General features: G+C 60.2%; 16 protein-coding genes. 13 read left to right on the forward strand and 3 right to left on the reverse strand.

All coding sequences use genetic code 11. The features are described 5' to 3' along the window. Nucleotides 1-30 precede the first annotated feature (30 nt). The 3 genes from fdhF to ACYBHZ_RS09780 are packed head-to-tail and all read left to right on the forward strand — an operon-like array spanning nucleotide 31 to nucleotide 3,880. Nucleotides 31-2,955, forward strand: a complete 2,925-nt coding sequence (gene fdhF, locus ACYBHZ_RS09770; protein ID WP_460274082.1) for a formate dehydrogenase subunit alpha — start codon at nucleotides 31-33, stop codon at nucleotides 2,953-2,955. Then, the gene (fdhD, locus tag ACYBHZ_RS09775) at nucleotides 2,952-3,683 is read left to right on the forward strand and encodes a formate dehydrogenase accessory sulfurtransferase FdhD (protein ID WP_460274083.1); all 732 of its coding nucleotides are present in this window, start codon (nucleotides 2,952-2,954) and stop codon (nucleotides 3,681-3,683) included. Before fdhF ends, fdhD begins: the two co-directional genes overlap by 4 nt. Continuing rightward, entirely contained in the window at nucleotides 3,680-3,880 is a 201-nt protein-coding gene (locus ACYBHZ_RS09780; RefSeq protein ID WP_460274084.1) for a formate dehydrogenase subunit delta, read from the forward strand. Before fdhD ends, ACYBHZ_RS09780 begins: the two co-directional genes overlap by 4 nt. Nucleotides 3,881-3,941: 61 nt before the next feature. Here ACYBHZ_RS09780 and ACYBHZ_RS09785 read toward each other — a convergent pair whose 3' ends face one another. Together ACYBHZ_RS09785 and ACYBHZ_RS09790 are read right to left on the reverse strand one after the other, a co-directional pair. Next, entirely contained in the window at nucleotides 3,942-6,311 is a 2,370-nt protein-coding gene (locus tag ACYBHZ_RS09785) for a DUF1989 domain-containing protein (protein WP_460274267.1), read from the reverse strand. A gap of 128 nt (nucleotides 6,312-6,439) precedes the next feature. Next, nucleotides 6,440-7,783, reverse strand: a complete 1,344-nt coding sequence (locus tag ACYBHZ_RS09790; protein WP_460274085.1) for an NAD(P)-binding domain-containing protein — start codon at nucleotides 7,781-7,783, stop codon at nucleotides 6,440-6,442. Nucleotides 7,784-7,964: 181 nt separating this feature from the next. Between ACYBHZ_RS09790 and ACYBHZ_RS09795 the strand changes: the two genes are divergently transcribed. The 6 genes from ACYBHZ_RS09795 to glnT all read left to right on the forward strand — a co-directional run bounded on the left by ACYBHZ_RS09795 (nucleotide 7,965) and on the right by glnT (nucleotide 14,428). Continuing rightward, on the forward strand, nucleotides 7,965-9,251 hold the full coding sequence (locus ACYBHZ_RS09795) for an ABC transporter substrate-binding protein (protein ID WP_460274086.1): 1,287 nt from the start codon (nucleotides 7,965-7,967) through the stop codon (nucleotides 9,249-9,251). A gap of 41 nt (nucleotides 9,252-9,292) precedes the next feature. Continuing rightward, entirely contained in the window at nucleotides 9,293-9,928 is a 636-nt protein-coding gene (locus tag ACYBHZ_RS09800; protein ID WP_460274087.1) for a helix-turn-helix domain-containing protein, read from the forward strand. A 205-nt stretch (nucleotides 9,929-10,133) separates the two neighbouring features. Next, nucleotides 10,134-11,024, forward strand: coding sequence for a class II glutamine amidotransferase (locus ACYBHZ_RS09805; RefSeq protein WP_460274088.1), 891 nt, complete (start codon nucleotides 10,134-10,136; stop codon nucleotides 11,022-11,024). A gap of 4 nt (nucleotides 11,025-11,028) precedes the next feature. After that, complete coding sequence (locus ACYBHZ_RS09810) at nucleotides 11,029-11,715, forward strand: GltB/FmdC/FwdC-like GXGXG domain-containing protein (RefSeq protein ID WP_460274089.1); 687 nt, start codon at nucleotides 11,029-11,031, stop codon at nucleotides 11,713-11,715. 11 nt (nucleotides 11,716-11,726) lie between these two features. Beyond that, nucleotides 11,727-13,052 (forward strand): FMN-binding glutamate synthase family protein, encoded by a 1,326-nt coding sequence (locus tag ACYBHZ_RS09815; RefSeq protein WP_460274090.1) that lies wholly within the window; start codon nucleotides 11,727-11,729, stop codon nucleotides 13,050-13,052. Nucleotides 13,053-13,111: 59 nt separating this feature from the next. Further along, entirely contained in the window at nucleotides 13,112-14,428 is a 1,317-nt protein-coding gene (gene glnT / locus ACYBHZ_RS09820) for a type III glutamate--ammonia ligase (RefSeq protein WP_460274091.1), read from the forward strand. Nucleotides 14,429-14,629: 201 nt separating this feature from the next. Here the strand turns inward: glnT and ACYBHZ_RS09825 are convergent, their stop codons facing one another. Then, a complete protein-coding gene (locus tag ACYBHZ_RS09825; protein WP_460274092.1) occupies nucleotides 14,630-15,562 on the reverse strand; it encodes a GlxA family transcriptional regulator in 933 nt (310 codons plus the stop codon). A 120-nt stretch (nucleotides 15,563-15,682) separates the two neighbouring features. On the opposite strand from ACYBHZ_RS09825, the gene ACYBHZ_RS09830 reads away from it, so the two are divergent. From ACYBHZ_RS09830 to ACYBHZ_RS09845, 4 genes are read left to right on the forward strand one after another with little or no spacing between them, the layout of a single operon-like run. Next, on the forward strand, nucleotides 15,683-16,933 hold the full coding sequence (locus ACYBHZ_RS09830; protein ID WP_460274093.1) for a sarcosine oxidase subunit beta family protein: 1,251 nt from the start codon (nucleotides 15,683-15,685) through the stop codon (nucleotides 16,931-16,933). A gap of 11 nt (nucleotides 16,934-16,944) precedes the next feature. Continuing rightward, complete coding sequence (locus tag ACYBHZ_RS09835; protein ID WP_460274094.1) at nucleotides 16,945-17,226, forward strand: sarcosine oxidase subunit delta; 282 nt, start codon at nucleotides 16,945-16,947, stop codon at nucleotides 17,224-17,226. Then, nucleotides 17,223-20,168: a sarcosine oxidase subunit alpha family protein gene (locus ACYBHZ_RS09840; protein ID WP_460274095.1), complete on the forward strand. Its 2,946-nt coding sequence runs from the start codon at nucleotides 17,223-17,225 to the stop codon at nucleotides 20,166-20,168. The genes ACYBHZ_RS09835 and ACYBHZ_RS09840 overlap by 4 nt, the downstream gene beginning before the upstream one ends. Continuing rightward, complete coding sequence (locus ACYBHZ_RS09845; RefSeq protein WP_460274096.1) at nucleotides 20,161-20,730, forward strand: sarcosine oxidase subunit gamma; 570 nt, start codon at nucleotides 20,161-20,163, stop codon at nucleotides 20,728-20,730. Before ACYBHZ_RS09840 ends, ACYBHZ_RS09845 begins: the two co-directional genes overlap by 8 nt. Nucleotides 20,731-20,742: the final 12 nt, after the last annotated feature.

Below are 20,742 nucleotides of genomic sequence, written 5' to 3' on the forward strand. Positions count from 1 at the left end.
TATTTGCGGACAAAAGAAAGGGGCGGTGGCATGAAGGATTTTGTGATTCCCTGGGAGAATGGGACGGGTGTCTATGACGATGTGGATCGTGGCACGCCCGCCAAGACCGGAAAACCGGTGACGCTGACCATCGACGGGATGGTGATCACCGTGCCGGAGGGGACGTCTGTCATGCGCGCGGCCTCTGAACTGGGCATTCAGGTGCCGAAGCTTTGCGCCACCGACAGCCTTGAGGCCTTTGGCTCCTGCCGTCTTTGCGCCGTCGAGATCGAGGGCCGTCGTGGCACGCCCGCGTCTTGTACCACGCCGGTGCACGCCGGGATGAAGGTCCACACCCAGACCGACAAACTGCGCCGCATTCGTAAGGGCGTGATGGAGCTTTATATCTCCGATCACCCGCTCGATTGCCTGACCTGTTCGGCCAATGGCGATTGCGAATTGCAGGATATGGCAGGCGCGGTCGGCCTGCGCGATGTGCGCTATGAAGCGCCGAAAAGCGCGCCGCTCGCAAACCATTTCGAGACGCGCAACACCTCTGGAGAGGCCAATCCCGAATGGCTGCCCAAAGACGACAGCAACCCGTATTTCTCCTACGATCCGTCGAAATGCATCGTCTGCAACCGCTGTGTACGGGCCTGCGAAGAGGTACAGGGGACCTTTGCTCTGACTATCGAAGGCCGCGGGTTCGACAGCCGCGTGGCCGTGGGCGCAGAGAATTTTTTGGCTTCCGATTGCGTGTCCTGTGGCGCCTGTGTTCAGGCCTGCCCGACCGCGACGCTGCAAGAAAAATCTGTGATCGAGATGGGCACGCCGGACCGTTCCGTTGTGACCACCTGCGCCTATTGCGGCGTTGGCTGTTCGTTCAAGGCGGAGATGCAGGGCGATCAACTGGTCCGCATGGTGCCTTATAAACACGGCAAGGCGAACCGGGGGCATTCCTGTGTTAAAGGCAGATTTGCCTATGGGTATGCCACCCATAAGGATCGTATTTTGAGCCCGATGGTCCGCGACAGCGTCGATCAGCCGTGGCGCGAAGTGTCCTGGAATGAGGCGCTGTCTTTCGCGGCGAAGAAACTTGTCGGGCTTCAGAAGAAATACGGTCAGAAGAGCATCGGGGTTATTACCTCCTCGCGCTGCACCAACGAGGAAACCTATCTCGTCCAAAAACTCACCCGCGCGGTCTTTGGCAACAACAACACCGACACCTGTGCGCGGGTGTGCCACTCCCCGACCGGCTATGGTCTGGGGCAGACCTTCGGCACCTCGGCGGGGACGCAGGATTTCGACTCGGTCGAGAAATCCGATGTCGTGGTGGTGATCGGCGCGAACCCGACGGATGGACACCCTGTCTTTGCCTCGCGCCTGCGCAAACGTCTGCGCGAAGGGGCCAAGCTGATCGTGATCGACCCGCGCCGCATCGATCTCTTGGAAACGCCACACCTGAATGAATCGCATCACCTGCCGCTCAAACCCGGCACCAACGTCGCCGTGGTCTCTGCGCTGGGGCATGTGATCGTGACCGAAGGGCTTTATGATCAGACCTTCATCGCGGAGCGCTGTGATGTGGATGCCTGGGAAGATTACAAGGCGTTCATCTCCGACGAACGCCATGCGCCGGAAGCGACCGAAGCCCTCACAGGCGTGCCTGCACTGGCGCTCCGCGAAGCCGCGCGTGCTTATGCACAGGGCGGCAACGGAGCGATTTATTATGGCCTCGGTGTGACCGAACATTCGCAAGGCTCGACCACGGTCATGGCCATCGCCAACCTTGCGATGATGACCGGCAACATCGGCCGTCAAGGCGTGGGTGTGAACCCGCTGCGCGGTCAGAACAACGTGCAGGGCTCCTGCGATATGGGCTCTTTCCCGCACGAACTGCCGGGCTATCGCCATGTGAAACTGCCGGAAGTGCGCAAGATTTTCGAAGACACCTGGGGCGTCGAGCTTGATGCGGAACCCGGTCTGCGCATTCCGAATATGCTGGACGCGGCTGTCGATGGCACCTTCAAAGGGCTCTATTGTCAGGGCGAAGACATCCTGCAATCCGACCCGGACACCAAACATGTGGCCGCCGGTCTCGCTGCGATGGAATGCGTCATCGTGCATGATCTGTTCTTGAACGAAACTGCAAATTACGCACATGTTTTCCTGCCCGGATCGAGCTTTTTGGAGAAAGAAGGCACATTCACCAACGCTGAGCGCCGCATCAACCGCGTGCGCAAGGTGATGTCGCCTAAGAATGGGTTCGAGGATTGGCAGGTCACGCAGATGCTCGCTAACGCCGTTTTGAAAGAGACGGGCGGCAAGCCGTGGCGCTACACCCATCCGGCGGAGATCATGGCGGAGATTGCCGCGACCACGCCGTCCTTCGCAGGTGTCGATTACGCGGTTCTTGAAGAGAAAGGCTCTGTCCAATGGCCCTGTAACGAGGCGCACCCGGAGGGCACGCCTTTGATGCATGTCGACGGTTTCGTGCGCGGCAAGGGGCGGTTCATCGTCACCGAATATATTGCCACGGACGAGAAATCCGGGCCGCGCTTCCCGCTCTTGCTCACCACGGGCCGTATCCTCAGCCAGTACAACGTGGGTGCCCAGACGCGTCGGACGGAGAACTCCGTCTGGCACGATCAGGACGTGTTGGAAATTCACCCGCATGACGCCGAAAATCGCGGTTTGCGGGATGGCGATTGGGTGCGTCTGGCGTCGCGCTTTGGCGAGACCTCGCTGCGGGTCAAGATCACGACCCGCGTCAGCCCCGGCGTGGTCTACACCACCTTCCACCACCCGGACACGCAGGCCAATGTCATCACCACGGATTACTCCGACTGGGCAACGAATTGCCCGGAATACAAGGTGACGGCGGTGCAGGTGTCGCCATCGAACGGCCCGTCGGAATGGCAGGAGCGCTACAACGCGCAGGCCGAGCAATCGCGCCGGATTGAGGCCGCTGAATGACCACGGTCGACGCCCTCCCGGAAGAAGCCCCCGTCGCGCTCGTGTATAACGGCTCGACGGCGGCGGTCATGATGGCGTCGCCCTTTGATTTGCCTGAGTTTTTGAACGGCTTTGCTGTGTCCGAGGGCATTGTCGCGGATGCGTCGGAGGTGACGGAAATCACGGCAATCAAGCATTCCAACGGCTATGAGGTACGCGGACGCATTCCTGAAGAGCGCTCCGGCGCGATGGATGCGCGGCGACGGGCTTCTGTCGGGCCGATGGGCTGCGGGCTTTGCGGGATTGAAAGTCTTGATGAGGCGACGGGTTTTCCGGGGATGGTGACGCCGATGGCGGCGGGGCTTGAGGCTTATGCGCGCTCTGCTTTGGAGGCGTTGAACTCCGGGCAAAAGCGGCGCGATCAGGTGGGCGCGATGCATGCCGCCGGGTTCTTCACCTCCGATGGGCTGATGGCCCTGCGCGAGGACGTTGGGCGCCATAATGCGCTCGACAAATTGATCGGCGCGCTGGCTGGGACGGATGTGAGCCATGGCGCGGTGATCATCACCTCGCGGCTCTCCGTCGATCTGGTGCAGAAATGCGTGCGCGCGGGGATTTCCGGGCTCTTCGCATTGTCCTCGCCGACGCGCGCGGCGGTGGAGCTGGCAAAAGACACAGGACTGACTTTGATGGTGCTGCGCCGCGAGGCGGTGGTAGCCTATACGGATGAAAAGGAACACTGCGCATGACCGATGCGAAAATGGTGCTGATGGCCAATCAGATCGCGAGTTTTTTTGCCACGCAGCCCGGGGATCAGGCGGCGGGCGTGGCGGCGCATCTCAAGGATTTTTGGGAACCGCGGATGCTGAACCAGCTTAAAACCTATCTGGGACAGGGTGGCGAAGGCCTGCATGCTCTGGTGATTGAGGCTGGTCAGGCGCTTTGACATCCTCAAAAGGTCAATGAAAAACCCCGCCGATTTGGCGGGGTTTTGTTGTTTCTGGCGATCAGGAGCGCGGGCGTTCCTTTTTCGGGTCGTAATGCGGGAAGGGGGCGACACGGGCGGAGTAGCGTTTGAGATGGCCGTCAAGTTGGCCGACCTCGATCTGCGTGCCCTCTTCCGCGTGCGCCACGTCGATGCGGGCGAGTGCGATCCATTGACCCGTCCGGGGGGAGCGCATGGCGGAGCAAATCTCGCCTACCTGTGCGCGCCCGATGCGGATGCAATCGCCATGGGCGACGGCGTTCTGGCCGTCGATCTCCAGACCCACGAATTTGCGCGACGGGGTTTCCTTGCGGCGCAGAAGCGCCTCGCGCCCGACGAAATCGGCGGTTTTGGATTTGAGCGGGACGGTAAAGCCCACGCCCGCCTCGAACGGGTCGGTCTGATCGGAGAAATCATAGCCCGCGAAGACAAGCCCGGCTTCGATGCGGACGAGGTCCAGAGCGGCGAGACCCATGGGTTTCATACCGACCTTTTGACCGGCCTCCCAGACCGCTTTGAAAATCTCCGCGCCATGTTTCGGATGGCAGAAAATCTCATAGCCCAGTTCGCCGGTGTAGCCGGTCCGCGAGATCACGACAGGAATGCCGTCGTGATCGCCAAGACGCGCGGGCGTGAACCGGAACCATCCCATTTCCATCAAATCAGGATGATGCGGCGCGGTCCAAAACAGATCATTGATCAAATCACGCGATTTCGGGCCTTGGACGGCGAGGTTGTGCATCTGATCGGTGGAGGAACGGATCATGACGTTGAGGCCGAGGCGCTTGGCCTCTTCGCGCATCCAGACACCGCCCTCATCCGAGCCACCGATCCAGCGGAAATTATGCTCGCCCAGACGGAACAGAGTGCCGTCGTCGATCATGCCGCCGTGTGGATAGCACATCGCGGAATAGACGACTTGGCCCACGGCGAGTTTTTCGACGTTACGGGTCAGAACCCAGTTCATCAGCGCCTCGGCATCGGGGCCGGTGACTTCGAATTTGCGCAGCGCGGAGAGGTCCATGACCACCACGCCCTCGCGGCAGGCCCAGTAGCTTTCCACCGGATCGCAGTCCGGGAAAGAATTCGGCAGCCAGAAGCCGTTGTAGTCAGTGAAATCGCGGGTCATCGCGGCGAAGGAGTCGTAGAAAGCGCTTTCACGCGTCATGATCGGATCCTCGTCAGGGGTCGGGCGCCATGCGGTGGCGCGGGAAAAGCGTTCTTCGGCGGCGTAAGTGCGCAGATGGATGTCGGTGAGGTGCCAGCCATTGGCGGCAGAGGTGTCATCGGGGCAGGACGACGAGACGCAGACGAGATCGGTGAGCGCGCGCAGGAGGACGTAGTCGCCAGGACGGGACCACGGTTCGTCGGCCAGCATCACGCCATGTTCGTCGATCGCAGTGTTGAAGAAGAAGTTGGCCGCCATCCAGCCGGGACGGGCGGGGATGCCGTAAGGGTTTAAAACTGCGTTGAAATTGTCGGAACAATTCGCGTGACCGGGGTAGCCGATGTCGTCGTAATACTTGGCATTACAGGCCAGACCAAAGGCGTCGTGGCGACCGCACGTGTCTTGGACGACTTCGACCAAGGGCGTCAGGTCATGGTCGAAATATTTCGAATGCAGGCCGGGCATCGGGTAGGCGTGACCTTGGATCGTACGGGTGGTCGTGACGTCGAGCGGGTGGAAAATGCCTTTGTCCACTTTGCGCGCGTCGAAGCACTGGAAATCGGTGCACTGACGGCCATCGACATCCATGATCTGGATGAATTCGCCTTTTTTGACCGTGTAGGCTTGCGCCGTGGCGGAGGCGATACGGATGTCTTGCAGCGTGTCCGCAAGAGGATCGGGCAGGGCGAAAGACCCGGCATGGCGGGCCTCCGCGCGGGTGATCGTGACGGTGATCGGCGTGGCGGTGGTTTGCGCCTCGAAATCCGGCTCTGGCGCGGGCGCGGTGATCAGCACCCAACCCGCATCCTGCGCGGTGAAGCTGACGCCTTCGCCTGCGGCACTGGTGCCGGAGAAGAGGCCGATGGCCTTGGCGCGCGTGATGTCGATCTGACGTTTGGCGAGGCCAAGGCGGATGCGGGCCATGCCGGGCAGGGGGCTGTTTACCGTCGCTCGGAGCGCCTCGCCCGAGGCATCGGCGGACCAGCCGAGAACGCCGGGGTCAACACGCCCGTCCTTGTGAGCGACAAGCAACTCACAGCGCTGCCCGCCCTCCGTGTTGGTGAGGGTGATCCGATCACCGGGCTTCATCTCAAGCAAAGATGCCCCACCGCCTTGGACAGTGTGGCGTTCCTCGTTTGAGGCGAGGGTAAATGCGGAGGCGCGGCGGGGGATGGACCCTTTAGGGGCGCCGGGACGGAAGGGAAGGCCGGAAGGATCGAGGATCAACGGGATCTCCAACGGTATAAAAAAATCCGGGGGTGCGAGGATCGCTGGCCCCCGGATCAGGGGGAGAGGGAAGGGGGCCCGAGGCGGGGCGCCCTGATTGGTTTCGCGTGATCAGTTCTGGCTGATCAATTCTGCAAATAGACTTCCAGGCTGTCGTCCAGCGCGTCTTTCCACGGGGTGTGGTGGACGGGCGCCATGCTGCCGGTGATCACGGAGCGGTAGCAATTGTTGCGGAAGGCCATGATGTCTTTCGCTTTGTGCTTTTTCCATTCCATGAAGGCCTCGGTTGCGCCGTCGACGTTGAAGGACGGGTAGTCCGTGTCAGCGATGAGTTCCTTGATGTACTCGGCCTGATAGTTGATCGCGTATTTCACATCGTCAGAGGCATCTTCACGCTCCACGCGTTCCTTGACGTCGGCCTCTAGCACGGCTTTGTCGGCGGGCACTTCGATGCGGTCCATGATGATGTCACGCACGTACCACGCTTGGGCGTCGAACATGTTGAAGGTGAACCATTGGTCCTGCATGCCGAGGTAGAACATCTTCGGGTTGTTGTTGTAGACCACGCCTTTGTAGAGGTCTGCGGTCGCCAGACGGTTCTTGGTCTTCAGGCGCAGATCGTCGGGCAGGAACGGGAAATAGTGTTTGTAGCCGGTGCAGAGGATGATCGCGTCGATGTCCTTGGTGGTGCCATCGGCGAAATAGGCGGTCTTACCTTCGACCTTTTGCAGGGCGGGTTTTTCCTCCCAGTTGTCCGGCCAGTTGAACCCCATCGGCGCGGAGCGGTAGCAGGTGGTCACCGAGTTCGCACCGTATTTCCAACACTGCGAGCCGATGTCTTCGGCGGAGTAGGAGGAGCCCATCAGGAGCACATCCTTGCCCTCGAATTCGCGGGCGTCGCGGAAATCATGGGCGTGGACGATGCGGCCATTGAACTGGGCGAAGCCTTCATATTCCGGCACGTTCGGGGAGGAGAAGTGGCCGGAGGCGACGATCACGTTGTCGAAGCGCTCCTTGTAGACGCGGTCCTCTTTCATGTCGTGTACGGTGACTTCGAAGTCACCTTTCTCGGCGTCATATTCGACCCAGCGGATGACGGAGGAAAAGCGGATCCAGTCGCGGACATTGGCTTTTTTCACACGGCCCTCGATGTAATCGAACAGCACGGCGCGCGGCGGGTAGGAGGCGATTTGTTTGCCGAAATGTTCTTCGAAAGAATAGTCGGCGAATTCGAGACCCTCTTTCGGGCCGTTCGACCAAAGGTAGCGATACATGGAGCCATGAACCGGTTCGCCATTTTCATCGACGCCGGTGCGCCAGGTGTAGTTCCACAGCCCGCCCCAGTTCGATTGCTTTTCAAAGCAGACGACTTCCGGGATCTCCGCACCTTTCTGGGCGGCGGATTGGAAAGCGCGCAGCTGAGCGAGGCCGGAGGGGCCCGCGCCGATGACGGCGACTCGTTTGGTCATGTTTATAACTCCCGTTGGTTGAGCGTGTGTTGGTATGGACCAATAATCAAGATTGGTTCTTTTGGATTTAATCCGGTTTGGTCCAAAAATTTTCTGGTGGTCAATGAATTTTCTTTAGAGGAATATGAGATTCAGGAGATGAATGGGTCATCTGGCCTATTTTTGAGCGTGAGGTGAAAAAATGAGCAGCGCGTCGCTGGCGCAGAGACTGGTTGTCGGAGGCTCGCTGCCGCGATTGAGCGTGCAGGATCGAGCGCCGATCCGGATCGGGGCGCTGGTGCCTATGTCTGGACCGGAAGAACCCTGGGGGCGGCCGGGGATCGAAGGCTGCGAGCTTTGGGTCGACTGGATCAATGCGCATGGCGGCATGATGGTCGGTGGACGGCGGCACCTTGTTGAGTTGATCGTGCATGACAGTGCCGAAGGCGGGGTTAGCTCTCTGGAGGCGGCGCGTCAGATGGTCGAGACCCAGCGTGTGCGTCTTGTTCTGACGCTCGGCGGTGGCGATCTCGGGCTGGCGCTGGCCTATCTGATGGACCGTCGGGTTCTGACCGCGACGCTTTTGCCGTCGGATTTGTCGCCGGATCACCCGTATCTGATCGCCCCGGCGGAGGTGCATCCGTTCTTCAATGTCACGGGCGTCGAATGGCTCGCACGCGAGCGCCCAGAGGCCCGACGCGTGGCGCTGTGTTCACAGACTGATTTGCTGGGGCTGCCGTCCCTTGCGGTCTACCGCGCGGCGTTCGATGTCGCGGAGCGCGAGATTGTGAGCGAGGTGATCTATCAGGAGGAACATGGCGATCCGCGCCAGATCGTGGCGCAGATGATGCTGCAAAATCCGGATGTGTTGTGCTGGTGCTCTTCCTCACCGCCAATGATCGAGGAAATGACGGTCGCCGCCTATGAGGCCGGGTTCGAGGGCGAAATCCTCGCCTGTACCTGCGACAATTATCAAAGGATGATCGCGCGAACCTCAGAAGCCTTCATGGAACAGTTCACCTTCCAGTTCCCGGATTTCGATGATCCCAAACTGGCGGATACAGCATTCTTCTTTCACCGGCCGAAAGCGTTTTTCGACTCTTATAATGAACGTTTCCCGGCGCATTGGTCGGCGGTGAGTTGGGAATATGCCTCGATCCTCGATTTGTGGCACGAGGCGGTGGAAACGGCGGACAGTCTGAGCCCGGCCTCGGTTCTTACGGCTCTAAAGCGTGGACGGCGGATGCCTCATGCTTTCGGCTTGGCGAATTGGTGGGGCACCGAGGTCTATGGCATCGACAATGCGCTGGTCGGCGATTGGCCGGTGGTTACGATCCGGGGTGGCAAGGCGCAGATTCAGGAATTCGGTTCGGTTCTAAACTGGCTGGAAAGCCACGGGGCGCGGCTCATGCAGGAGCTTGGTGATCTGGGGCAGCTTTGGCATCAGCGCGGCAAGCCCGATCTGGCGGGCGCGCTTGCCGAAGAGTGATCCGGCATTGAAATAAAAAGAAAAGACGACAGGAGTATGATTTGAAAACGGAACAGAATATTTTGCGGCAGAACCCGCATGCGGTGAAGGAGCAGCGGGAAAAGAACCTTGAGGTGGCCATCGGGCGCCAAGTGCGCGAGCTGCGCAAACGTCAGCGCATGACCGGGGCCGATTTGGCGGCGCAGACGGGGTTGTCTGTCGGGATGCTGTCCAAAATCGAAAACGGGGTGATTTCTCCGTCGCTCAATACGATCTCCGCACTGGCTCATGCGCTGCGCGTCCCGCTGGTACAACTTTTCTCTGGCTATGAAGAAGAACGCGGCTGCATGCATGTCAAAGCGGGCGAGGGGGTCGAGATCGAGCGGGCAGGCACGCGGGCCGGGCATCAATACAATCTTCTGGGCCATATCGGGTCGAACAATTCGGGTGTTGTGGTTGAGCCTTATCTCATCACTCTCGACAGTGCCTCTGATCGCTTCCCGGCGTTTCAGCATGAAGGCATTGAGCTTCTCTATATGCTCGAAGGTGTCGTGAACTACCGCCATGGCGATCAAACTTACCTGCTGGAGCCGGGCGACTCTCTCTTGTTCGATTCGGATGCGCCGCATGGTCCCGAAGAAATTGTCGAGCTTCCGGCAAAATACCTGTCGATCATCACCTATCCGCAGGCCCGTTGAACGGGGTGCGAGTTCGCAGTCTGCTCAAATTGCGGGCAGACTTCTGGCCCTGAGGGCGAAAGTGAGTGAAATTGAGGCGACTTTCCTGTCGATAAGTATTTTTTCCGGACAGGACAAAAACTTTCTTGAAGAGAAAATAGGTTTCCCATTAGTGAGTTTGTGACGGCGCTAGAACGCCGAGATAACACCCACTATGGAGGAACCTATGTGTGGCATTGTTGGCCTCTTCCTGAAAAAGGATGAACTGCGCCCGCAGCTGGGCGATATGCTGACCGATATGCTCATCACCATGACCGAACGCGGCCCTGATAGCGCCGGTATCGCGATTTATGGCGATGAGACGGAAGGCATGGTGAAGATCACGGTCCAGTCGGACACGCCGGATGAGGCGTTCGCCGATCTCGACGCCGCCGTGTGCGCCGCTGTCGATGCGCCGGTGACGATCAAAGTCGTCGACACCCACGCGGTTCTGACCCTGCCGGAAGCGGTTGAAGCGGCTGCCATTGCTTTCCTGGAAGAAAAGGGTCTGCGCATCATGGGCTCTGGCGCTTCTATGGAAATCTACAAAGAAGTCGGTCTTCCGAAAGACGTTGCGGCCCGTTTCGGTCTGCGCGCGATGGGCGGCTCCCACGGCATCGGTCACACCCGTATGGCCACCGAGTCCGCTGTGACCACGATGGGCGCTCACCCGTTCTCCACCGCTGACGATCAGTGCCTCGTGCACAACGGTTCGCTGTCGAACCACAACCAAATGCGCCGGACGCTCGCCAAGAAAGGCGTGTTCACCCGCTCTGAGAACGACACCGAAGTGGGCGCGGCTTACATCTCGTCGCGCATCGCAGATGGTGCCTCCCTCGGCGAAGCGCTCGAAGGCACGATCGAAGATCTCGACGGCTTCTTCACCTTCGTGACCGGCACCAAGAACGGCTTCGGCGTCGTGCGTGACCCGATCGCTTGCAAACCGGCGATCATGGCAGAAACCGACGATTACGTCGCCTTCGCCTCCGAATACCGCGCGTTTGCCGACCTGCCGGGCATCGATGCCGCCCGCGTCTGGGAACCGGAACCTGCAACTGTTTACTTCTGGGAGCGCTGATCCAATGACCAACACGCTCGATCTGACCAAAACGGAACTCCGTGAGGTCAACACCACGCTTCAAGCCGCTGCCAAAGGCAAGGCGAACGAAGCTTTCGAACTGACCAACCCGCGCGGCGCGCATGCGGTCGCCGTTGGTCTCGACGGTCCGGTTTCCGTGACCATCAACGGCTCCACCGGCTACTACTGCGCCGGGATGAACAAGGAAGCCGACATCACCGTCAAAGGCTCCACCGGTCCTGGTGTTGCGGAAAACATGATGTCTGGCGTTGTGACCATCGAGGGCGACGCTTCGCAATATGCGGGCGCCACCGGTCACGGCGGTCTTCTGAACATCAAAGGCAACGCCTCTTCGCGCTGCGGCATCTCGATGAAAGGCATCGATATCGTCGTGCACGGCAATATCGGCCACATGTGCGCGTTCATGGCGCAAAAAGGCAATCTTGTTGTTCTGGGAGATGCGGGCGATGCGCTTGGCGACTCTCTCTACGAAGCCCGCCTGTTTGTCCGCGGTTCCGTGAAATCTCTGGGCGCCGACTGCGTCGAAAAAGAGATGCGCCCGGAGCATATCGAGATCCTCAAGGACCTTCTTGAGAAAGCCGGGGCGGATGCCAAACCGGAAGAGTTCAAACGCTACGGTTCGTCGCGCAAACTCTACAACTTCAACATCGACCACGCTGGCGAATACTGAGGAGCGCAAAGATGGACAAGACACCCCACACCCCGCCGCGCGACAGCTACACGTTCAGCAACGCCGCCAACGCCGAAATCCGTCGCGCTGCGGCCACCGGCATCTACGACATTCGCGGCGGTGGCACCAAGCGCCACGTCCCGCATTTCGATGACCTGCTGTTCCTCGGCGCGTCGATGTCGCGGTATCCGCTCGAAGGCTATCGTGAGAAATGCGATACCTCCGTTACCCTCGGCACGCGTTTCGCGAAAAAGCCGATCGAGCTGAAAATCCCGGTGACCATCGCGGGCATGTCCTTCGGCGCGCTTTCCGGTCCGGCGAAAGAGGCTTTGGGTCGCGGTGCGACCATGGCTGGCACCTCGACGACCACCGGTGACGGCGGTATGACCGAAGAAGAGCGCGGACATTCCGAGAAGCTCGTCTACCAATACCTGCCGTCTCGCTACGGCATGAACCCGGACGATCTGCGTCGTGCTGACGCCATCGAGATCGTTGTGGGGCAAGGCGCTAAACCGGGCGGTGGCGGTATGCTGCTGGGTCAGAAAATCACCGAGCGCGTTGCCGGTATGCGTGACCTTCCGGTCGGCATCGACCAACGCTCCGCCTGTCGTCACCCCGACTGGACCGGCCCGGACGATCTCGAGATCAAAATCCTTGAACTGCGCGAGATCACCAACTGGGAAAAACCGATCTACATCAAGGTTGGCGGCGCGCGTCCCTATTACGACACCGCGCTGGCCGTGAAAGCGGGCGCTGATGTCGTCGTGCTTGACGGGATGCAGGGCGGCACCGCCGCGACGCAGGACGTGTTCATCGAGCACGTGGGTCAGCCGATCCTCGCCTGTATCCGCCCTGCCGTTCAAGCGCTTCAGGATCTGGGCATGCACCGCAAGGTTCAACTCGTGGTCTCCGGCGGTATCCGCAATGGTGCCGACGTCGCCAAAGCTCTGGCTCTGGGTGCTGACGCTGTGTCCATCGGCACGGCCGCTCTGATCGCCATCGGCGAGCAAGACCCGAAATGGGGCGCGGAATATGCGGCTCTGGGCACCACCGCCGATGCTTACGATGACTGGCATGAGGGCAAAGACCCTGCGGGTATCACCACACAGGACCCCGAGCTGATGAAGCGCGTCGATCCGGTGGAAGCCGCTCGCATGCTGCGCAACTATCTCAACGTGATGACGCTGGAATGCCAGACCATCGCACGGGCCTGTGGTCACAACCACGTGCACAACCTCGAACCCGAGGATCTCTGCGCGCTGACCATGGAGGCCGCTGCCATGGCGCAAATTCCGCTCGCCGGGACCAATTGGTACCCGGGGAAACCGGGCTTCTGAGGCCCACGAAGAGGGGCCTGAGAGCCCCTCTTTCTCTGACAGGGAACAGGAAAAGACAGATGAGCAAACTTGCCAAATTCGCCGAAGAGAACGGCGTGAAATATTTCATGATCTCCTACACCGATCTGTTCGGTGGTCAGCGCGCCAAATTGGTGCCGACTGCTGCGATCGCGGGTATGGAGGAAGACGGTGCGGGCTTCGCAGGCTTCGCGACATGGCTCGACCTGACGCCGGCCCATCCGGACATGTTGGCTGTTCCGGATCCGGATGCCGCCATTCAGCTACCGTGGAAACCCGAAGTGGCTTGGGTGCCCGCCGATTGCGTCATGGAAGGTGAGCCGGTCGAGCAAGCCCCGCGCAACGTCCTCAAGAAACTCATCAAAGAGGCCGCCGCAGAAGGTCTCCGCGTCAAAACCGGGATCGAAGCGGAATTCTTCCTGCTGACCCCGGAAGGCGATGAGATCTCCGACCCGTTCGATACGGCGGAAAAACCCTGCTATGACCAACAGGCCGTGATGCGCCGCTATGACGTGATTGCCGAGATTTGCGATTACATGTTGGAGCTGGGCTGGGGCCCTTATCAGAACGACCACGAGGACGCCAATGGTCAGTTCGAGATGAACTGGGACTTCGACGATGCGCTCATCACAGCCGACCGTCACAGCTTCTTCAAATTCATGGTGAAGTCTGTCGCAGAGAAACACGGTCTGCGCGCCACGTTCATGCCGAAGCCGATCCAAGGCTTGACCGGCAACGGGTGCCACGCGCACATCTCCGTTTGGGATCTCGATGGTAAAACCAACGCTTTCGCTGGCGATGCCGGTGGTCAGATTGGTGAAGTGGGTCTCTCTGAGCAGGGCGGTTTCTTCCTCGGCGGGATCATGAAGCACGCAGAAGCGCTTGCCGCGATCACCAACCCGACGGTGAACTCGTTCAAACGCATCAACGCACCGCGCACCATGTCCGGCGCGACCTGGGCGCCGAACACGGTGACTTGGACCGGCAACAACCGCACGCACATGGTTCGCGTTCCGGGGGCGGGCCGTTTCGAGCTTCGCCTGCCGGACGGGGCCGTGAACCCCTACCTGCTGCAAGCCGTGATCATCGCCGCCGGTCTGTCGGGCATCCGCTCCAAAGCCAACCCCGGCCCGCGTTACGACATCGACATGTATGCCGAAGGTCACAAGATCGAAGGCGCGCCGAAACTGCCGCTCAACATGCTTGACGCGATCCGCGCCTATGACGCGGATCCGGCTCTCAAAGCAATGCTGGGAAATGATTTCTCGGCCTCCTACATCAAGATGAAATATCAGGAATGGAATTCCTTCGTGTCGCATTTCTCCCGCTGGGAAAAAGACAACACGCTGGACATCTGATCGGTCCCTTCCGACTGTACTTCCCTGGATGGCGGCCAGACCCGCCATCGTCCCCAAGGCCCGGTTTTTTGCCGGGCCTTTTTTGTTCTAAAGCGTTTCGACTTTAACTTGATTTATCACATAAAGTCGAAACGCCCGCTCCGCTTGGACGTTGCACCGCGTTTCTGCTCAAACCCTGATTCAGGTTTAAGTAGAAACGCTTTATTTGCGCAGCGAGGAGGGGGCCGCGCCAAAGAATTTGCGGAAGGCGTCGGAGAAATGCGCCTGTGAAGAAAATCCGGTCATCTGGGCGATCTCTGTCAGGGGGATGCGCGTTGATGTGATCAATTCCTTCCCTGTTTCCAATCGGATACGGCGGTATTCCTCCATGATCGATCGCCCGGTCGTCTCGCGAAACTGTCTCTGCAATTGGCGGGTCGAAAGACCGGAAAGCGTGGCGATCTGGTCTTGGCCGAGCGGGTCGGCGATGTGACTTTCCATCAGTTCCAACGCGGCTTCGACGGGTTCGGGAATGACGCCGTATCGCCCTGTGATCGAGGTGCGTTGCGGGGCGTCGGCGCCCCGGACTTCGGTTTGAATAAACCAGTCAGAAATGCGTTGCGCAAAGCTCGTTCCGTGGTCGCGAGCGATGATGGCGTGCATCATATCCAAGGGCGCGGAGCCCCCCGCGCAGGTGTAGCGGTCGCGGTCGATGACGAACAAACGGCGCTCCAAAAGCCACTCGCCGGGGAGCTTTTCGAAGTCGCCGTAATGGTGCCAGTGGACAGTGAAACGGCGGTTTGCCAAAAGTCCCGCCTTGGCCAAAATCACCGCCCCGCCGGAGATGCCCCCGAGGGCAACGCCTGAGCGATCCGCCTGTCTGAGCCAAGAGAAAAGCGCGGGGTCATTGACCCGTGCCGGGTCACCTCCCGCGACCACGAAAACCAGATCAAATCGGGGAAAAAGATCGCGGAAAGACCGGGTTTCAAACAGTCCGCCGACCGAGGATTTCGCCATCTCTCCGCCATGCGAAAGCAGTGTCACCTCATAACGCAAAGTGGGCGAAAACAGGTTCGCCGCACGCAGTGGTTCAAGCGCTGAAGCGGTCGACAAAAGGGCGAATCCATCGACCAAAAGGAAGGCGATTCTCTTCATGTTTCGGGCCTTGCGATTAATCTGAAATAGCGTCCTAAATATATAACTATATGACCTGACAATGGAGGAACAGGGCAAAATTCACCGCTACAAAGGCTATGAGACGAAGGAGCGCAATGCATGAAATTCTCAGGTTTCAAAGTCGTGAAAGAGGCCCTGACGGGCCATAAGGGATGGACGCCCCTGTGGCGCAATCCAGACCCGAAACCCGCCTATGATATCGTCATCGTTGGTGGCGGCGGGCACGGGCTGGCGACGGCCTTCTATTTGGCAAAGACCTTTGGCGAACTGAAGGTCGCCGTGCTGGAAAAAGGCTGGATCGGATCCGGCAACGCAGGTCGGAACACGACGATCATTCGCTCCAACTACCTGCTTCCGGGGAACCAGCCGTTTTACGAATTGTCGATGAAGCTCTGGGAAAATCTGGAGCAGGAAACCAACTTCAACTCGATGGTCAGCCAGCGCGGGATCATCAACCTGATCCACACCGATGGTCAGCGCGACGCCTATCGACGCCGCGGCAATGCGATGATGATTTCTGAGGCGGGCGCGCGCCTTTTGTCGCGGGACGAGGTGAAGGAGATGGTGCCTTTCCTCAATTTTGACAACGCACGTTTCCCGATCAAAGGCGGTCTGATGCAGCCGCGCGCGGGGACGGCGCGTCACGACGGTGTCGTCTGGGGCTATGCCCGTGGCGCCGATGCGCGCGGCGTCGATATTATCCAGAACTGCGAAGTCACCGGCTTCAAGATCGAGAGTGGCAAGGTGCTTGGCGTTGAGACCTCGCGCGGCTTTATCGGCGCGAAAAAGGTCGGTGTCTCGGTTGCCGGGTCTTCGGGTCGGGTGATGGCGAAAGCCGGAATGCGTCTTCCGATTGAGAGCCATGTGCTTCAGGCCTTTGTGTCTGAAGGGCTCAAGCCGACGATCCCCGGTGTGATCACCTTCGGGGCAGGGCACTTCTATGTGAGCCAGTCGGACAAGGGCGGCCTCGTCTTTGGCGGCGATATCGACGGGTACAATTCCTATGCGCAGCGCGGCAACCTTCCGGTGGTCGAAGACGTGCTCGAAGGCGGCATGGCGCTCATGCCGATGATCGGCCGCGCGCGTCTTCTGCGTGCTTGGGGCGGTCTCGTGGACATGTCGATGGACGGCTCGCCGATCATCGACAAGACCGAGATCGACGGCCTCTATTTCAACGGCGCATGGAACTACGGCGGGTTCAAGGCGACTCCGGCGGCGGGCTATTGCTTCGCGCATCTCTTGGCCAAGGACACCCCGCACGAGGTGGCGACCGCCTTCCGTTTCGACCGCTTCAATCGCGGTTACGTCATCGATGAAAAGGGCGTTGGCGCCCAACCGAACCTGCACTGAGGTAGAGAGCAATGTTGATCCCTCATCCCCTTCTCGGACTGCGCGACAGTCAAGAGTTCACCTATCTGGGCGACGCGAACCTGATGCTCCGTCCCGACCCGGCGGCGGAAAATGCCGAAGCCGCATTCTGCGACTACGTGTTCCTGCGCGACAACCCGGCGGGCGCACATCGCGAATTGTGGTTCCACGAACAGGGCGACCGCAGCTGGCTGGTCGTCACTCGCGACACCACCACGCATGAAATTCTCGGCGCGGAACTCGCCAAAAACGTCAAACTGGGAGCTGCGCAATGACCCGTCTCAAAGGTGGTCTGATCGACCGCACCGCGCCGCTGAACTTCACTTTCAACGGCAAGGCCTACAAAGGCTTCCAAGGCGATACGCTGGCCTCCGCCCTGCTCGCCAACGGCGTGCAGCTGATGGGCCGGAGTTTCAAATACCACCGCCCGCGCGGTGTTTTCGCGGCAGGTTCCGAAGAGCCGAACGCCATGGTCGAGCTTCGTACCGGTGCACGTCAGGAGCCGAACACGCGGGCCACGGTGGCCGAGCTGTTCGAAGGGCTGTCGGCCCGTTCGCAAAACCATATGGGGCCGCTGGAGCGTGACTTCCTTGCGGTGAATGACCTGCTGTCGCCCTTTTTTGCCGCGGGTTTTTACTACAAGACATTCATGTGGCCGAAGGCGTTCTGGGAAAAACTTTATGAGCCTGCGATCCGCAAGGCGGCCGGTCTTGGCTCTCTCTCGATGCTTCCGGACCCGGATGATTATGACAAAGGCTTCCTGCATTGCGATCTTCTGATCGTCGGCGCGGGCGCGACCGGGCTTGCGGCGGCACTCACCGCTGGGCGTGCCGGTGCGAATGTCATTCTCGCCGACGAAGATTTCGCTCTCGGCGGTCGGCTTCTCGCGGAAAGCGATCTGCTGGATGAGGCGGAGGCGTCTGCATGGATTGCGGCTGTTCAGGCCGAACTGGAAAGCCTGCCGAATGTGAAGATCATGACCCGCACCACGGTGTTCGGTGTCTATGATCACGGCATTTTCGGCGCGGTGGAGCGGGTATCCGATCACCTGCCGACGCCGGGTGATAAGGTGCGCCAGACGCTTTGGCGGATCACCGCGAAACGCACGGTTCTGGCCGCAGGCGCGACCGAGCGGCATATTCCCTTCGCTGACAATGACCGTCCCGGCGTGATGATGGCGGGCGCGATGCGTGCCTATGCGAACCGCTGGGCCGCAAGCCCGGTGAAACGCGACAGCGACGCGATCGCGATCTTTACCAATGGCGATGACGGGCACCGCACGGCGATGGACCTGATTGCCAAAGGAGCTAAGGTTCTGGGTGTCATTGATGCCCGCGCCGAGGCCAAGGCCTTTGGCGACTATGAAGTCTTCGCGGGTTCGACCGTGACCGGTACGAAAGGTCGTCTGGGGCTGAGCTCCATCGAGATCACCTGCAATGGCCAGTCGCAATGGCACACTGTCGGTGCGCTTGGCGTCGCAGGCGGTTGGAACCCGAACGTGCATCTGGCCTCGCATCACCGCGGGCGTCCTGTGTGGAACGAAGGCCTGCTGGCCTTTGTTCCGAGCCCGGATGGTCCGAAAGGCCTTATTCCGGCAGGTGCTGCTGTCGGCAAAGGCGGCACGGCGGAGGCTCTGGAAGACGGTATGAAAGCGGCGATCAAGGCGCTCTCGGAAATCGGGTTTGCGGCGTCTGAGATTGCTTTGCCGAAAGCTGAAAACGCAGCGTCGGAGCAGGTGGCTTTCTGGCATGTGCCGGGGAGCAAGCGCGCTTGGGTCGATTTCCAGAACGATGTGACCGTCAAAGACATCGCCTTGGCGCATAAAGAAAACATGCGTCCGGTCGAGCATCTCAAACGCTGGACCACGCTTGGCATGGCGACCGATCAGGGCAAAACCTCGAACATTTCCGCGCTGGCGGTCATGGCCGAGCTGACCGGTAAGTCGATCCCTGAGACCGGCACCACGATTTTCCGTCCTCCTTATACCGGGGTCTCCCTTGCGGTTTTGGGCGGCGGCGATACCGGGCCTCTCTTCCGTCCGCGCCGTCTGACGCCGACGCATTTCTGGGCCGAACGCCTTGGCGCGGAATTCGTCGAAGTCGGTCAGTGGATGCGGGCGCAGTATTACCCGCAAAAAGGCGAAACCACATGGCGTCAGACCGTGGACCGTGAGGTTTTGGCCGTGCGCTCCGGGGTTGGTCTTTGCGACGTGACCACGCTCGGCAAGGTCGATGTGCAAGGTGCTGACGCTGGCGAGTTCCTCAACCGCATGTATTCCAACATGATGGGCACGCTGAAAGTGGGCAAAGTCCGTTATGGTCTGATGCTGCGCGAAGACGGGCATGCCTATGACGACGGGACCTGCGCGCGGATGGGCGAGGATCATTATGTGGTCACGACGACGACCGCCAACGCGGGCCTCGTGTATCGCCAGATGGAATTCGCGCATCAGTGCCTCTGGCCGGAGCTGGACGTGCAACTGATTTCGACCACCGACGCCTGGGCGCAGATCGCCGTGGCGGGGCCGAAGTCGCGTGAACTGCTCTCGCGGATTGTCGATGATTTCGACATGTCCAACGAGGCCTTCCCCTTCATGGGTTGCGCCGAGTTGACGGTGTGCAAGGGTCTGCGGGCGCGTTTGTTCCGCATCTCCTTCTCGGGCGAGCTGGCCTATGAGGTCGCTGTTCCGGCCCGTTACGGTCAGGCGTTGATGGAGCGTTTGATGGCGGAAGGTGCTGATCTGGGCGTGACACCTTACGGCACCGAGGCTCTGGCTGTTCTGCGGATCGAGAAAGGTCACGCGGCTGGGGCGGAACTCAACGGTCAGACATCGGCGCAGATGCTGGGGCTCGGCAAGATGGTCTCCGCCAAGAAAGACAGCATCGGCGCGGTGATGTCGCGGCGCGAAGGTATGGCGGCAGACACCCGGCGACTGGTGGGTTTCAAGCCGTTGGACGCGCAAAAGCAGGTTATGGCGGGGTCGCACCTCTTCACCGAAGGGACGGCACACAATATGACAACAGATCAGGGCTGGATCACCTCGTCGTGCTACTCCCCGCATCTGGAGAGCTACATCGCGCTCGGGTTCCTTGAGAACGGCGATGCGCGGATGGGCGAGGTGGTGATTGCCGCCAACCCGCTCGAAGGACAGGAATACAAGGTCGAAGTGGTCTCCGCCCATTTCGTTGACCCCGAAGGAGGACGTCTCCGTGATTGATACTGTGACTGATTTGACTCCCATCACCGCCTTGGGCGGCACCGTGGCACGTTCTGAGATGTTCGGCGCGCTGACCATCTCGGAAAATGCCGATCTTGGCCTCGCCTCTTTGGCCTTGCGCACCGGGCAGGAGGCTCCATCGCCTTTCGGCTTGACGCTTCCGGATGTGGCGAAGGCCGTCTCTGCGGGCGATTACGCCGCCTTCTGGACCGGGCCGGGCCAATGGATGATCGAAGCGACGGGCAAGGCGGATGTCGATTTCGCCGCCATGCTGAAATCCGAAGCTCCGGACTATTCCGTGACGGAGCAGACCGACGGTTTCACGACCTTCGAGATCGCCTCTTCACAGGGCGCGGCCCCCATTGACGCGCTGTTGACCAAGCTGGTGAACATTGATCCGAAAGCTTTGAGCGCGGGTCAAACGACACGCACGGGGCTGGAACATATGACTGTTTTCCTGATCCGCCGCGCCGATGACCGGCTGGCCGTGATTGGGATGCGCACACTGGCGGGATCGCTGTGGCACGCCTTGGCCGTTGCCGCCCGCCGCCTTGAGGACTGAGGTTCTCGGACA

The sequence above is a fragment of the Celeribacter sp. ULVN23_4 genome, assembly GCF_054788345.1.

Excerpts from the sequence above, each read along its gene's own strand:
- fdhF (WP_460274082.1), top strand. The coding sequence starts at position 31 with ATGAAGGATTTTGTGATTCCCTGGGAGAATGGGACGGGTGTCTATGAC.
- ACYBHZ_RS09810 (WP_460274089.1), top strand. The coding sequence starts at position 11,029 with ATGACCAACACGCTCGATCTGACCAAAACGGAACTCCGTGAGGTCAAC.
- ACYBHZ_RS09790 (WP_460274085.1), bottom strand. The coding sequence starts at position 7,783 with ATGACCAAACGAGTCGCCGTCATCGGCGCGGGCCCCTCCGGCCTCGCT.
- glnT (WP_460274091.1), top strand. The coding sequence starts at position 13,112 with ATGAGCAAACTTGCCAAATTCGCCGAAGAGAACGGCGTGAAATATTTC.
- ACYBHZ_RS09815 (WP_460274090.1), top strand. The coding sequence starts at position 11,727 with ATGGACAAGACACCCCACACCCCGCCGCGCGACAGCTACACGTTCAGC.
- ACYBHZ_RS09840 (WP_460274095.1), top strand. The coding sequence starts at position 17,223 with ATGACCCGTCTCAAAGGTGGTCTGATCGACCGCACCGCGCCGCTGAAC.
- fdhD (WP_460274083.1), top strand. The coding sequence starts at position 2,952 with ATGACCACGGTCGACGCCCTCCCGGAAGAAGCCCCCGTCGCGCTCGTG.
- ACYBHZ_RS09805 (WP_460274088.1), top strand. The coding sequence starts at position 10,134 with ATGTGTGGCATTGTTGGCCTCTTCCTGAAAAAGGATGAACTGCGCCCG.
- ACYBHZ_RS09825 (WP_460274092.1), bottom strand. The coding sequence starts at position 15,562 with ATGAAGAGAATCGCCTTCCTTTTGGTCGATGGATTCGCCCTTTTGTCG.
- ACYBHZ_RS09835 (WP_460274094.1), top strand. The coding sequence starts at position 16,945 with ATGTTGATCCCTCATCCCCTTCTCGGACTGCGCGACAGTCAAGAGTTC.
- ACYBHZ_RS09795 (WP_460274086.1), top strand. The coding sequence starts at position 7,965 with ATGAGCAGCGCGTCGCTGGCGCAGAGACTGGTTGTCGGAGGCTCGCTG.
- ACYBHZ_RS09780 (WP_460274084.1), top strand. The coding sequence starts at position 3,680 with ATGACCGATGCGAAAATGGTGCTGATGGCCAATCAGATCGCGAGTTTT.
- ACYBHZ_RS09830 (WP_460274093.1), top strand. The coding sequence starts at position 15,683 with ATGAAATTCTCAGGTTTCAAAGTCGTGAAAGAGGCCCTGACGGGCCAT.